Below are 12,944 nucleotides of genomic sequence, written 5' to 3' on the forward strand. Positions count from 1 at the left end.
CTCGTCAGTGCGAGTACGTGTGCAGCGTACCCTGCGCGCCGGCGTCAAGCGAGAACTCCGAGAACAGGAGCGTGTTGACCACTGCGTCGCTGATCACGTAGTTCGACTTGTCGACCGCAGCGTCGCCGTTGCTGTCGTCGTCGAAGTTGAACGCGGTCGACTCCGCCTTGGCGGTGACCCGGGAGTCGTCCGTGGGGCGGTCGCCGTTGGCGTCGAGGAGACTCGCCGAGGAGTCTAACTCGACGAAGTCCACGGTGCCCGCCGCGGCGCGCGTCCGCTAACTGCCGAGCACCCCTGTCAGCCCGAGTGTGGTTGCAGTGCCCGATAGCGACGCCAGGAAGGTGCGTCTTCGCAGACCAACAGGAACCACCTTACCGTTAGAATTTTTGCTGATTCCCCGCGCTTTTTCCTATCGGACAAATATTGGGTCGAAATATGAGCGGCCGGGTGAGAGTATCGCCGCCCCTGACCGCAGTCATCTGGATCTGACGTTCGGTCGGTGCGCCGGTGGCTAGAGACTTTCCTTGAAGTAGAGCAACGTCGTCCGTCGTGCCCAGACGTCCACGGGATTGGTGAACTCTCGCGTCGGAGGCGTCGACGGCTTTCCACCGCGCGAGATGCGTAGGCTCGTCGACGCGTCTGGTTCCGCACGGTAGAGGTAGACCGTCTCCCCGCTCTCGATAGGCTCGTCGAGAGTCAGGTTGTACGAGCCGCCCACGGATTCGTCCCAGACCGCCACCCACGAGTTCGGCTCGATGCGGTTCCCGCCGGTCAGCGAGAGTTCGACGTACCGGTCGCCGTCCGCGAGCGAGGCCGTCACTTTGGGCCGTCGCTCCCGCACCGTCGCCACCCACGACGGCTCCGAGACGGTAACTTCGCCTACCGAATCGACCGCGAACTCCGTTTCGAACTCGTGAACGGCACCGCCTCGGGCCTCGTCCTCGCGGACGCTTGCAGTCGCCTCAACTTCGCGGAAGAACCCTCGTTCGTCCACGCGCAGCGTTCCCGAGAGCGCGACGGTCTCGCCGTCGTAGTACCCGATGACGGCCGACGGGTCAGCCACCGAATTCGTCGACACCTCCCAGACGGCCGGCCGGTCGTGGTTCAGGCGTTCCGGCGCACTCCAGTCACCTGCCTCGAACAGCGGCTGTATTTCATTCTGCCACATCGGCTTGCCGGTCTCCCACCCTTCGGGATTCGCGCCGTAGGAGTACCCGTCGACGAGTTCCTCGCGCCACAACGACCCGACGCCCTCGACCAGATAGACGTCCGATGGGCCGTAGTTCGTGCGCACCGACCCTCGACCGACCGCCTGCCCGACATCGGAGTCGTACTGCTTTCGCCACTTGAAGACGCCGTTATCCAGGTCATACTTCGACCACTCGGCGTGGAAACTCGTCGACGTCAGCGTCGACTCGTGGACCGCGTAGAGCGTCTCCTCGACGCCGTCGTCGGAGAGCCCCACGGGATACGGTGCGGACTCGGGCTCCCGAGTCGTTTTCTGTTCGGTCTCCGTCCGCGTGGCAGTCTCCGTCGGCCGAGTTGTCGTCTCGAGCGTCGTGGGCCGAGTCGTCGACCTGGCCGTCGTCGACCGAGCCCTCGTCGCCGTACCGCTCTCCGCAAGCCGTAGACAGCCTCCCGTCCCAACGGTTGCCAGTACCGCCAACGCTCGACGTCGATTCATCTCGAGAAGGTACCGACCATCGTCGTAAAACAGTTGTGGCAAGTGACACGTCTACGTTGGTTACACAGCGATCCGCGACGGGACGGATCGAAGGCGGACGACTCAGTTGCCGTGGACGACGTCGGCCGTCAGTTCCCGGACGGTCCCCGTCGTCGACCACGCGGGCGTGTCGACGCGGAGGCGGGTGTCCATTGTGACGTCGACGAACTTGCAGTGGAGCGCGAACGAGCCGTCGCTGGCGACGTCCGTCGACTCGAGTTGTTCGGACTCGACGGGTGACGCCCACGCGTTCTCGCCCTCGTACCGGGCGTCGACCTCGCCCTCGACGGTGAACTTCTCGATGCCGCCGCCGTCGCCGGTGACGGGGTAGCCGCGGTCGGTCCACTCGAAGAAGCCCTCGTCGATGACGTAGACGTTCTCGTACCCCGCGTTGATGAGTTGACTCGCGCGAATCGAGGAGAGGTGGTGCGGGCACCCGCAGTAGCAGACGATGCGGTCCTGCTTCCCCCATCGCTCGACGGGGTCGTCGTCGTCCCGGTAGCGTTCGGCGGCCGAACTGAAGACGGCGCCCTCGATGTGAGAGTTCTCGTACTGGTCGGGACCGCGGGCGTCGGCGAACCGTGCGCGCCGGTACGCCCACCAGACGTGCGTGTCCTCGACGGGCAGCAGCGGCACCTCGACGCCGCCCTCCTCGACCGTGTCGAGGTCGCTCGTGTCGACCTCGCGGTCCTCGGGCTGTTCCGCGACGCTATCGGGATACCCGTCGATCTCTGCGGGGAGGGAGGAGGTCGACGTGCCGGTGCCGCTCGCCCCGCTCGTGCCGGTCGTGGCGGCGCCCGAGTCCGTCGTCCCCTCGCCGGTCGTCGTGCTCTCGCCCAGGCCCAGCGGGCCGCCGAGACACCCCGACAGGCCGGCGAGCGTTCCAGTCGCCGCCGCCGCGAACGTGCGTCGCTTCATACTTTCGCCCTGGGGACGACCGAAAAAGAGGGTTCTGGTACGCGAACCGAACCGGTCGTCGCCGGCAATTGCAGCGAGACCGCCAGACGTGGACGCCACCGACCCCACCCCGTCCGCCGTTCTCGGTGGCCTGTAGATTGGCGGCTCGGAACGTGAGTCAGGGATCGGTGCTTGTGACGGCGTCCGCGTCGACGCCCCGGATCGAATCGCGTCCAGTGAGGGCGACGGAGAGGTCGAGGTCCGCGAGGAAGTTCGACAGCACCGCGCGCACGCCCTCCTCGCCGTCGAGTGCGAGGCCGTAGCAGTACGGACGCCCGAGGAGGACGGCGTCTGCACCGAGCGCGAGCGCGACGACGGCGTCCGCGCCGCGGCGTATCCCGGAGTCGAACAGGATCGCGGCCTCGGGGTCCGCGTCGGCGACCGCATCGGCGATCGCCGGGAGTTGGTCGAGCGCGGCGACGGCGCGGTCGACCTGTCGGCCCCCGTGGTTCGAGACGACGACGCCGTCCGCGCCGGCGTCGACGCACCGCCGCGCGTCGTCGGGGTGCAGAACGCCCTTGCAGACCACCGGGAGGTCCGTGCGGTCGAACAGCCAGTCGAGGTCAGCGAACGAGAGCGTCGGGTCCGCGAACACGTCGACGAACTCGCGAGCGGTCTCGCGCGGGTTCTCCTCCGGGTCGGCGTCGAGGCGGTCGCGAAAGGCCGGGTCGCTCGTGTAGTTCGCGATGCCTTTCCCGTCGAGGAACGGCAGGTAGCCGTTCTGGACGTCGCGCTCGCGCCACCCGAGGTGTGGCGTGTCGAGCGTCAGGCAGATGGCGTCGTATCCGGCGGCCTCGGCGCGGTCGACGAGCGACGCGGTGACGTCGCGGTCTTTCGACCAGTACAGCTGGAACCAGTTCGGCGCATCGCTACCCTCGAGTTCGGCCGCTACATCCTCCAGGGGGTAGCTCGACTGCGTCGAGGTGACGTAGGAAACGTCCTCCGCGGCGGCGGCGCGAGCGCTCGCCAGGTCGCCGTCGTCGTGGAGCACGCCCTGGACGCCGATCGGCGCGAGTGCGACCGGCACCGGCCACGTCTCCCCGAGCACCTCCACGGAGAGGTCGCGTTCGCCGGTGTCCCGGAGCACGCGCGGGACGAGCCGGTGGTCGTCGAACGCGTCCCGGTTCGCGCGCGTCGTCGACTCGCCGCCGGCGGACCCGGCGACGTACCCGTACGCGTCCTCGTCCATCGCGGCCTCAGCGGCGGCCTTCAGGTCCTCGTACGCCACCGGAACGTCCGGGGTCTCGCCGGTGAGCATCCCGGTGGTGAACACCTCCGTCTGGCGGTACCGGCCGTACGGCGTCGACGCCTCGAATCCGTCGTCGTCGCTCATGCAGCCATCCACGAAGCCCGACGTGTTGGTTGTTGTCACTGCTCCCGGAAGGGATCGGGTCGACGATGCGTCGGTGGGAACGGGGACGGCGAGAATCTGGGCGGGGACGGATCCGGCACGGACTCGCGGAACCGCTACTGTCTTGCCACGCGAGGGCGACGTCTGCCGTATGCTGGATGCGTTCTCGCACGAAACCGGCGCGCACTGTGGGTCGACGTCGCTCTTCGACGTCGCGACGTTCGCGTCCTGGGACCTCCCGGAGCCGGTCTGTTTCGGTATCGGCGGCGGCCTCGGGTTCAGTTACTTCGAGCGCGAGCGGTCGCCGAGCCGGGAGTTCGTCGGGCGGACGCCGTGGCTGGAGACGGCGTTCTTCGAGCACCTCGGCGTCGACGTGGACGACAACCGCGGCGACGACGCCGAGACGGCGTTCGCGGACCTCAGGGCGTACGTCGACGGCGGTCGGCCGGTGCTCGCGTTCGTCGACATCTATCACTTGCCGTACTTCGACTCGGACGTGCACTTCGCGCCGCACGTCGTCGTCGTCGTCGAGGTGGACGAAGCCGGCGTCGTCGTCGCGGACAGCGAGTTCGAGTCCCTCCAGCGCGTGACTCGAGAGGACTTCGACGCGGCCTGGAGTAGCGACGTCGGGTTCTACGGCGAACTGGACCGTCGGCGCCTCGTGTTCCGCGGGGAACCGGACGCCACCAAGGCCGACGCGATGCGCGCCGGCATTCGCGCGACCGCGGACGGCTTGCTCCGGCCCGAGCGAGCCTACGACGGCATTCCGGACGCCGGCACGGGGACGAACGGGCTGGACGGGATGCGGGCGATGGCGCGCGAACTCCCCGAGTGGCCCGAGTTCGAGGACGCCGACTGGTGTACGCGGTTCGCGTATCAGAACGTCGAGAAGCGCGGCACGGGCGGTGCCGCGTTCCGCGGCCTGTTCCGGCCGTTCCTCGAGACCGCGAGCGACGTCGTCGACGAGGTGACCGAGGCGGACGTCGACGCGATGCGCACCGTCGAGGACGACTGGCACGCCATCGGGCAGTCCCTCAAGCGCGCCGGCCTCGCCGACGACGCGGACGACTCCCGGGCCGCGTACGACGCGGCCAGCGAACGCATGCTCGCCGTCGCCGAGCACGAGGAGGAGCTGTTCGAGTCGCTCGACGAACGCCTGTAGAACGCGACGCCGAACCGACCGGTCACCGCGCGGTGTCGCCGCCGTACTCGTCCAGGCGGTCCTCGACGAACTCGCGAGTTCGTTCGACGTACTCCTCGACGTCGTCGAGGTCGATGCCGTCGCCGGGTTCGCGGTCGCCGCTCCCCCAGAAGTACGGTTTCGCGGGCGCGAGTTCCTCGACGAGCTTGTAGTTGAGTGCGGCGCCGACGAGCAGCGCCGCGGGGAACAGCCAGTGCGGGAGGACGATGACGAGCAGGACCGTCATGGGCGCGTACGCGAAGTACGACACGAGCTTCACGGCCGGGGTGACGACGGGGATCGCTTCGACGTAACAGTAGAGGCCGTACACGCCGAGGAGGAGGCCGACGTCGAGGTAGACGCCGACCCAGAGGGCGTTCTCGTTCGCGAGGAGTTCGTGCGAGAACAGTGCGAGCGCGCCGGCGAGCGTCGTGAGGCGGTTGACGTACGTGCGTTCGAGGAGGATGCCGACGACGAGGAGCGATAGCTGGAGGAGTGGCGCTCCGATCCACTGGGGCAGGTTCTCGGCGATGAGTGCGGGTTGCATCGCGTCGTCGCTCGTCTGGGGACGTCTCCTGTCGCACGCTAAAACGTTCGCTCGAACTCACGGTTCGATACGGCGGTCGACTCGCCGAGAGCGACGCACGGACGGTCGCACAAGAGTTAATTTTATACATATAGGATATCGAATACAACGTACTGATGCATACTCGATCCATCGGGGGGAGGGAGCGATGAAGTCGACGACGGTCACCGTCGAGAAGATGGACCTCCTGTTCCTGAAGTGGAACTCGCACATCAACGCGTCCGGCCTCTACCGCGAAGCGATCCGCGACGTCATGGAGGAGCACGACGTCGCGCCCCACGAACTCCGCGAGCTCGTCGAGCGGGCGGAGGACGCCGGCTACGACCTCGACGACCTCGTCGAGCGCACGGACCGCGTCGACGACCTCGAGCGACTCGTCGAGGAGTCCAAGGAACTCGCCCAGTAATCGGTTCGTATCGCCTCGCCTGGACGTATGCGGTGCCTACGGGTCGGGCGGCCGGGAGGTGTGATATTGCATAACAGCATGCTTTATATTGGTCGGGAAGCTATCGAACTTCAACATGAGACGGCGGCGTCTCCTGAGCGCGCTCTCGGCGGGGGTCGCGGCGTCGAGCGGTTGCCTCAGCACCGTCGAGGCGCCGGCCCTGGACCGCGAGGACTCCCGACCGCCGCTGGCGAGAGAGGACTTCGTGTCGTCCGAGGGGAACGCCCAGCGAGAGGCCGTGATTCCGAACGTCTCGTTGCTCCCCATGTCGACGGCGTCGAGCACCGACGGTGACGAGTCCAGGGTCGTTCCGGCCCCGCAGGACGACTCGGGGAACGAGAGCGCACCGGCGTCGAACGAGTCGAGGAAGTCGACGCCGGTGTCGTCGGAGACGTCCACTTCGAGGGCGACGGAGACGTCGACGTCCGTGGCCGTCTCCGGTCGCGACTTCGAGGAACAGGGGCTGTACGTGACGGACGACTTCTGGCAGTACCGTACGCACGTCCACCGGTACGCCGTGGACGAGGTGACGACGACGGTGTTCCCGACGGAACCGTCGACGGACACGCCGGTGAAGGTCGTGGTCGCCGCGTCGGTGTACCCGCGAGGCGGCCTCGTCGATAGCGTCGCGAGCGAGCCGTTCCGGCCGGATTCGAGCGCGCGTCGCGTGACCGTCCCGATGGACCTGTCGGCGGCGCCGGACGGCGTCCCGCTCCAGTACGTCGCCGCAGTGGTGCCCGAGAGCGTGGAGCCGACGGAGATCCATCCCGAGGACCTCCACGCGCTGATGGAGACGGACCCGTTCGTGGTGGCCGACGATCTCCTCGAACGCGTGGACCGACCGGAGCGACTGGCGGCGGATTCGGGGAGGGCGTTCGACCGGCAGCCCGTCGAGGGCGGGTACGTGCAGACGCTCCGCGGGCGGACCAAGGGCCGGTCGTGGGAGGTGAGCTTCCTCGCGTTCGACAGCGCGTACGTCGCGGCGAAACGTCGGTCGCGCGGGCGAGCGCGAGCGGAGTACGTCTCGTACGAGCTGCTGGAGGGGGCAGCGAACGAGATCGCGGAGTTCGTCTACGAGGCCGCGGAGAACAACGGGTTCACGAGCGAGTTCGAGCGCATCCAGTTCGCGTTGAGTTTCGTGCAGCGACTCCCGTACGTCTCGGACGACGTGTCGACGGGGTACGACGACTACACGAAGTTCATCATGGAGACGTTGACGTCGTTCAAGGGGGACTGCGAGGACACGAGCATCCTGTTCGCGTCCATCCTCGAGTCCGAGCCGTTCAACTACAACGCGGTCCTGCTCGAGCCACCGGGACACATGGCCGTCGGACTGTTGATGGAGAAGGACTTCGAGGGGTTCTCGTACATCTACGACGGCAGCCAGTACTTCTACGTGGAGACGACGACGGAGGGGTGGGGGATCGGGCAGATCCCCGACCAGTACCGGGAGACGAAGGCCCGCATCTACGACGTCTGAGTGCGAACGCGGTTCGCGTTCGGGGGCCTGGCCGCCGAATCGCGGGTCGACGTCGCGAACGGCGACCTCGTGTAGGGAAAGATACAACCCAAGGGGGTGTCTGTCTCGTTGGTATGGAGTCGGGTGAACGGGTGATGGTCGATGGGTGAGACGCGGAACATCGAGGTGGGTGAGACGGTCGACGGCGACCCGGTCGAGCTCCCGGTCGTCGAACTCCTCACGGGGCGGGGGTTCGTCACTGGGAAGTCCGGGAGCGGGAAGTCGAACACGGCGAGCGTCGTCTGCGAGGAACTGCTCGATGCGGGGTTCCCGATGCTCATCATCGACTGCGAGGGCGAGTACTATGGCCTCAAGGAGGAGTACGAGCTCCTGCACGTCGGTGCGGACGAGGAGTGCGACATCCAGGTGTCGCCCGAGCACGCCGAGAAGGTCGCGGAGCTTGCGCTGGAGGAGAACATCCCGGTCATCCTCGACGTCTCGGGGTACCTCGACGACGACGTGTCGGACGAACTCATCCTGAAGACGGCGCGGCACCTGTTCGCGAAGGAGAAGAAGCTGAAGAAGCCGTTCCTGCTCGTCTGCGAGGAGGTCCACGAGTACATCCCGGAGGGTGGTGGGATGGACGAGACGGGGAAGATGCTCATCAAGATCGGGAAGCGCGGCCGCAAGCACGGCCTGGGCATCGTCGGCATCAGTCAGCGACCCGCGGACGTGAAGAAGGACTTCATCACGCAGGCGAACTGGCTCGTCTGGCATCGCCTCACGTGGGAGAACGACACGAACGTCGTCGGGCGCATCATCGGGAGCGAGTACGCCGAGAAGGTGACGGACCTCGACGACGGGCAGGCGTTCATGCAGACGGACTGGGCGGAGGCGGACCTGCGGACGGTGCAGTTCCGCCGGAAGCGGACGTTCGACGCCGGCGCGACGCCGGGGCTGGACGACTTCGAGCGCCCGGAGTTGAAGTCGGTGAGCGACAACTTGGTCGGGGACCTCCAGTCGATCACGGAGGACAAGGAGGAGCACGAGAACCGGATCGCGGAGCTGGAGGCGGAGATCGAGAAGAAGGAAACGCGCATCGAGACCCTGGAGGACGAGCTGGAGGACGCGCGCGACATCTCGCAGGCAGCGAACAAGATGGCGGACGCGATCGCGGGGAACACGGGCATCTCTGCGCCGACCGCCGAGGACCAGCAGACGCTGGACGAGGTCGACGGCGACAAATCTGACCGCGAGAAGTCGAACGCGGAGATCGAGCACGAGCGCAACGAGTTCCGGAAGCGCGCGCGAGAGCTCGAGGAGCGACTGGACGACCTGGCGTCGACGAAGACCGACCTCGAGGACCGCGTGGAGTCGCTCGTGGTCGAGAAGGAGACGCTCGCCGAGGAGAGGGACGAGCTCCGCGGGGAGCGCGACGAGCTCGCGACGCGCGTGGACGAACTGGAGGCGGAGGTCGAGTCGATGCGGGCGGAACTGGGCGACGAGCGCGACAAGGCCGAGCAGCTGGAGGCGGAGACGGACGACGGCGAGGTCATCTCGGATCAGGCCGACCGCATCGCGTTCCTCGAGATGGCGCTCGAACAACTCCAGCGGCGACTTTCGGAGGACGACGACGCTGCAGGCAGCCTGGAGTCGGTGTCGACGATCGACCTGCTCCACGAGCCGCCGGTCGAGGAGAAGGTCGAGGCGGCGATCCGCGAGTCGAACTGTCGCCGCGAGCACGCGTGGGACGTCATCGCGGTGCTCGCCGACCGCGGGCCGATGCGGACGCGGGACCTGGAGCCGCTCGTGGACGCGACCGGCCACCACATCTCGAGTGCCATCATCGAACTGCGGAAGGTGAACGTCCTGGAGCGCGACCAGCAGGGCCGCCACGAGATTAATCGACGGTACGTGGAGGGCCTCATCGAGACGAAGGCCGAACGCGAGGGGCTGGCGCCGCTCAAGAACCGGTCGCGACGGTAGCGTCGACGGCGTCGCGGCTCGTGGGCGTGATCTCAGGCGCCGCCGCTGACGCTGTGGAGGCCGACGATGCCGCAGACGATGACGGCGATGAAGCCGACGCGGGCGAGCGACGCCGGTTCGTCGAAGAGGACGACGCCGAGGGTCGCGGTGCCGACGGCGCCGATGCCCGTCCAGACGGCGTAGGCGGTGCCGATGGGGAGGTCCTGGACGGCTCTGGCGAGGAGGATCATGCTGACGACGAGCGCGACGGCCGTGGCTGCGGTCGGTACTGGTTTCGTGAGGCCGTCGGAGTACTGGAGGCCGATGGCCCAGCCGATCTCGAACAAGCCGGCGACGACGAGGAGCGTCCAGGACACGCTCGAGGGGTGGGCGCGGTCCGAGTTACGTGCTACGATGCGCGCGCGGTCTCGTGGAGGGAGGCGTCCGCGCCCGTCAGGATTAATCCCCTCCGCGCTGTAGTGTCGTTCGCATGAGACGACGCGCGGTACTGGGGATCCTGGGGACGGTCGGGACCGGCGGGTGTCTGCGATTGGCCGGGGAGACGACGACCACGCGGCAGAGCGCGACTACGGCGGCGTCGGCGAGGTCGGCCGCACCGGCGACCGCGACCGAGCCGTCGACGACGACCGAGGAGTGGTCGGACGAGCCGTCGTATCCGTACGGGCTCGCCGACGACGGCGTCAGTCCGTTGCTCTACGATACGTGCGTGCAGTCCCTCTCCGGTCGGGCGTTCCGCGCACGGTACACGAAGGTGGACGCCGAGCGAGCGACCCGGAAGTGGGACCGAACGTTCGCGGTCGCCGACAGGCAGGCGGTCGCACAGTGGACGCGGAACCAGGGCGGACTCGTCGACATGTTCCGGACCGGGAACGAGGGCCTGTGGCGCGAGGACCTCGGCGACGCGTACACGTACGGACGGGACGCTGGCGGGTTCTCGATGCGCGAGATCGTCTGGGACAAGGAGTTGGAACCGCTGATTTCGGCGCCCGCGTGGGGGTCACCGGAGCGGACGAACGACGCACGGCCGGCTATCTGGACGGTCGAGGCGGACGGGCTGGAGACGCCGAACGTCGCTCCGGGGTACGTCGAGGGCGAGTTGCGGGCGGTCGACTCGGCGTCGCTTCGCGTGGACGAGACGGGCGTGATCCGGTCGTTCGAGGCGTCCTATACAGTGTACGACGCGAACGCGGACGACACCCGGTCGTACACGTTCCGATACCTGACGAGGGACCTGGGGTCAGTCGCGGTGAGCGAGCCGGAGTGGACGGCGACCGCACGCCAGCAGCGACCGACCGCGTCGGCGTCGCTCACGGACGACCGGCGGTTCGTTCGGCTGCGCGTCGAGTCCGGCGGCCTCATCGCGACGGACTCGCGGATCTCCGTGTTCGAGGAGGGGACGGATCGGAAGTTCGTCACGCACACGCAGTCGTCGTTAGAGGAGGGCGACGTTGCCTACCTCTATCGGACGTCGGACGAAGACCGGGTCGAGCAGGGGACGGTCGTCGTCGGCGAACGACCGTCCGACGTCACGCCGCTGGCGTTGGACGGCGAGTACTCGCTGTCGGCGTTCCGGAAGGACACGAACTACTTCCCACGCATCCAGGTGTCAGCACCGGAGTGAGCGCGCGAGGTGTGCGTCCGCGACGTCGAGCGCGCGGTCCTCAGTACTCGTACTCGACGACGGTCGTGCCGTTCGGGGTCTCGACGAACACGGTGTCGCCGTCGTTGTTCCAGATGGGACTGGACGCACCCCAGTACAGCGAGTCGTCGGTGTCCTCACCGCTTCCCGTGAAGAGCGTGAGTTCCTCGCCGGGGCGGAGTTCGACGCCGTCGGGGACGGTGTAGGCGTGGTTAGCCTCGTCCCGGACGACGTACCCGGAGAGGTCCACGGTTCGGTTCCCGCGGTTCTCGAGGACGACGTACTCGTCGTTCAGGTTGTCGCCGTCGGGGCCGTCCGCGTCGGCGTGGACGCTGGCGACGGCGAGCCCGAAGTCGCCGATGGCGCCGCCGTCGTCGGTCGCGGCACCCGCGCCGTCGGTGTACCCCCAGAGGCCGGCGTCCTGGGACATCGCGGTCGCTTCGAGGCTCGCGAACGCGTCGCGCTTCGAGAAGTCGCTGTCGTACATCCGAGCGTACCCCTGCGCGAGGAGTTCCTCGTTGACGTTCTCGCCGTCGGCGTACACGTAGACGAGGAGGCGGCCGTAGGATCCGCGGCGGTCGGCTTCTGGGTCGGTCGCGATCCGTATCTCGGCGTCTGCGACGCGCTGTATCATCCACTCGCTGGCCTGGTGGCCCCAGTCCCGGAGCCACGTGCGGCCGTCCTCGGTGTCGGGGATGCCGTCGAACTCGTCGGGCGTGACGCCCGTGTGGACTTCGGGCGTGTCGACGCCGAGCAGGCGGACGTTCTCGACGCGGCCGTCCGGGAAGCGGACCTTGAGCGTGTCGCCGTCCACGACTTCGACGACTTCGACGGTCCACTCGGTCGCAGTTCCGGCAGGGCCGTCGTCGGCGGGGTCGCTCCCGATTGTGGACGTACAGCCCGAGAGCACGACGAGGAGTGCGACGACGACCGCGACGGTTGGCCGACCGTTCATGCGTGTGTCCTGGGGTCGACGTCGAAAGAGTGTACCGGCCTGCTGGCGATGGCGAGTGGCGAGTGCGCGTTCGCGATCGGTTCCTGTTCGCGAACGAATCCTGCCCGCAGACGAATCCTGTTCGCGCACCAACTACTGCGGACATGCCGGGGTCCGTTGGCGGCCGTTCGATGCGCTAGCGGCGGGGTCGCGCGCTCAGAACTCCGGACGTGGCGGGGTTCGTTTCGGCGCTCCCAGCGGGGACGTTCCGGGGTCTGGTATCGAATAGAGATGGCGTTCTCGACCGTCTCGATGCGTTCAGCGGGCCGTTTCAGCGGACATCGTGGAGGTCGGCGTCGGTGTGCGTGGTCGAGCGCTAACTGGGACGGTCCGGACCTCACGGATGTGGGTGCCGGTACTGTGTCGCTCCGCTGGCCGATCGGACGCCACGGCGATGCTACTGCGGACGTGACGGTGTCTACCGCGACGCCCAGAGGGCAGCCCAGCGGCGGACTTCGTGGTTCTGTGGGTGCGTGCGGGTCGAACGGCGGACGTAGTGGGGTCGCCCCGTCGACCGGTCCGGGTGCGGTGCGACGGGACGCTGCCGGTTCGAGTCAGCTGGCTGTGACAAACGGCGGACGCACCGGGGTCGGTCGACGACTGGAATCGGTGGCCGGGAGCGCG

At 67.7% G+C, this 12,944-nt stretch carries 12 protein-coding genes; 5 read left to right on the forward strand and 7 right to left on the reverse strand.

The window, feature by feature from the left end:
* Positions 1–4: 4 nt before the first annotated feature.
* From G9C85_RS16715 to G9C85_RS16730, 4 genes are all read right to left on the reverse strand, one after another.
* Positions 5–253 (reverse strand): hypothetical protein, encoded by a 249-nt coding sequence (locus tag G9C85_RS16715; RefSeq protein WP_166042090.1) that lies wholly within the window; start codon positions 251–253, stop codon positions 5–7.
* A gap of 258 nt (positions 254–511) precedes the next feature.
* Positions 512–1,465: a hypothetical protein gene (locus G9C85_RS16720; RefSeq protein ID WP_166042091.1), complete on the reverse strand. Its 954-nt coding sequence runs from the start codon at positions 1,463–1,465 to the stop codon at positions 512–514.
* A 321-nt stretch (positions 1,466–1,786) separates the two neighbouring features.
* Positions 1,787–2,641 (reverse strand): rhodanese-like domain-containing protein, encoded by an 855-nt coding sequence (locus G9C85_RS16725; RefSeq protein ID WP_166042093.1) that lies wholly within the window; start codon positions 2,639–2,641, stop codon positions 1,787–1,789.
* 157 nt (positions 2,642–2,798) lie between these two features.
* Positions 2,799–4,013, reverse strand: coding sequence for an alpha-hydroxy-acid oxidizing protein (locus G9C85_RS16730; protein WP_166042094.1), 1,215 nt, complete (start codon positions 4,011–4,013; stop codon positions 2,799–2,801).
* A 169-nt stretch (positions 4,014–4,182) separates the two neighbouring features.
* Between G9C85_RS16730 and G9C85_RS16735 the strand changes: the two genes are divergently transcribed.
* Positions 4,183–5,193 carry a BtrH N-terminal domain-containing protein gene (locus tag G9C85_RS16735; protein ID WP_166042096.1) on the forward strand — a complete coding sequence of 337 codons (1,011 nt, stop codon included), beginning with the start codon at positions 4,183–4,185 and terminating at the stop codon, positions 5,191–5,193.
* A 22-nt stretch (positions 5,194–5,215) separates the two neighbouring features.
* Here G9C85_RS16735 and G9C85_RS16740 read toward each other — a convergent pair whose 3' ends face one another.
* Entirely contained in the window at positions 5,216–5,758 is a 543-nt protein-coding gene (locus tag G9C85_RS16740; RefSeq protein ID WP_166042097.1) for a hypothetical protein, read from the reverse strand.
* A 187-nt stretch (positions 5,759–5,945) separates the two neighbouring features.
* Here G9C85_RS16740 and G9C85_RS16745 point away from each other — a divergent pair, with 187 nt between their 5' ends.
* From G9C85_RS16745 to G9C85_RS16755, 3 genes are all read left to right on the forward strand, one after another.
* Positions 5,946–6,203 (forward strand): hypothetical protein, encoded by a 258-nt coding sequence (locus tag G9C85_RS16745; RefSeq protein WP_166042099.1) that lies wholly within the window; start codon positions 5,946–5,948, stop codon positions 6,201–6,203.
* A gap of 115 nt (positions 6,204–6,318) precedes the next feature.
* Complete coding sequence (locus G9C85_RS16750) at positions 6,319–7,722, forward strand: hypothetical protein (protein WP_166042100.1); 1,404 nt, start codon at positions 6,319–6,321, stop codon at positions 7,720–7,722.
* Positions 7,723–7,863: 141 nt separating this feature from the next.
* A complete protein-coding gene (locus tag G9C85_RS16755) occupies positions 7,864–9,687 on the forward strand; it encodes a helicase HerA domain-containing protein (protein ID WP_166042102.1) in 1,824 nt (607 codons plus the stop codon).
* Positions 9,688–9,719: 32 nt separating this feature from the next.
* Here G9C85_RS16755 and G9C85_RS16760 read toward each other — a convergent pair whose 3' ends face one another.
* Positions 9,720–10,043 (reverse strand): multidrug efflux SMR transporter, encoded by a 324-nt coding sequence (locus tag G9C85_RS16760; RefSeq protein ID WP_166042104.1) that lies wholly within the window; start codon positions 10,041–10,043, stop codon positions 9,720–9,722.
* 113 nt (positions 10,044–10,156) lie between these two features.
* Here G9C85_RS16760 and G9C85_RS16765 point away from each other — a divergent pair, with 113 nt between their 5' ends.
* Positions 10,157–11,308, forward strand: a complete 1,152-nt coding sequence (locus tag G9C85_RS16765; RefSeq protein ID WP_166042106.1) for a hypothetical protein — start codon at positions 10,157–10,159, stop codon at positions 11,306–11,308.
* Positions 11,309–11,348: 40 nt separating this feature from the next.
* Here the strand turns inward: G9C85_RS16765 and G9C85_RS16770 are convergent, their stop codons facing one another.
* Positions 11,349–12,281 (reverse strand): lamin tail domain-containing protein, encoded by a 933-nt coding sequence (locus G9C85_RS16770; protein WP_166042108.1) that lies wholly within the window; start codon positions 12,279–12,281, stop codon positions 11,349–11,351.
* Positions 12,282–12,944: the final 663 nt, after the last annotated feature.

Source organism: Halorubellus sp. JP-L1, assembly GCF_011440375.1.
Lineage (GTDB): Archaea > Halobacteriota > Halobacteria > Halobacteriales > Natrialbaceae > Halorubellus.

Excerpts from the sequence above, each read along its gene's own strand:
- G9C85_RS16725 (WP_166042093.1), bottom strand. The coding sequence starts at position 2,641 with ATGAAGCGACGCACGTTCGCGGCGGCGGCGACTGGAACGCTCGCCGGC.
- G9C85_RS16730 (WP_166042094.1), bottom strand. The coding sequence starts at position 4,013 with ATGAGCGACGACGACGGATTCGAGGCGTCGACGCCGTACGGCCGGTAC.
- G9C85_RS16735 (WP_166042096.1), top strand. The coding sequence starts at position 4,183 with ATGCTGGATGCGTTCTCGCACGAAACCGGCGCGCACTGTGGGTCGACG.
- G9C85_RS16740 (WP_166042097.1), bottom strand. The coding sequence starts at position 5,758 with ATGCAACCCGCACTCATCGCCGAGAACCTGCCCCAGTGGATCGGAGCG.
- G9C85_RS16745 (WP_166042099.1), top strand. The coding sequence starts at position 5,946 with ATGAAGTCGACGACGGTCACCGTCGAGAAGATGGACCTCCTGTTCCTG.
- G9C85_RS16750 (WP_166042100.1), top strand. The coding sequence starts at position 6,319 with ATGAGACGGCGGCGTCTCCTGAGCGCGCTCTCGGCGGGGGTCGCGGCG.
- G9C85_RS16755 (WP_166042102.1), top strand. The coding sequence starts at position 7,864 with ATGGGTGAGACGCGGAACATCGAGGTGGGTGAGACGGTCGACGGCGAC.
- G9C85_RS16765 (WP_166042106.1), top strand. The coding sequence starts at position 10,157 with ATGAGACGACGCGCGGTACTGGGGATCCTGGGGACGGTCGGGACCGGC.
- G9C85_RS16770 (WP_166042108.1), bottom strand. The coding sequence starts at position 12,281 with ATGAACGGTCGGCCAACCGTCGCGGTCGTCGTCGCACTCCTCGTCGTG.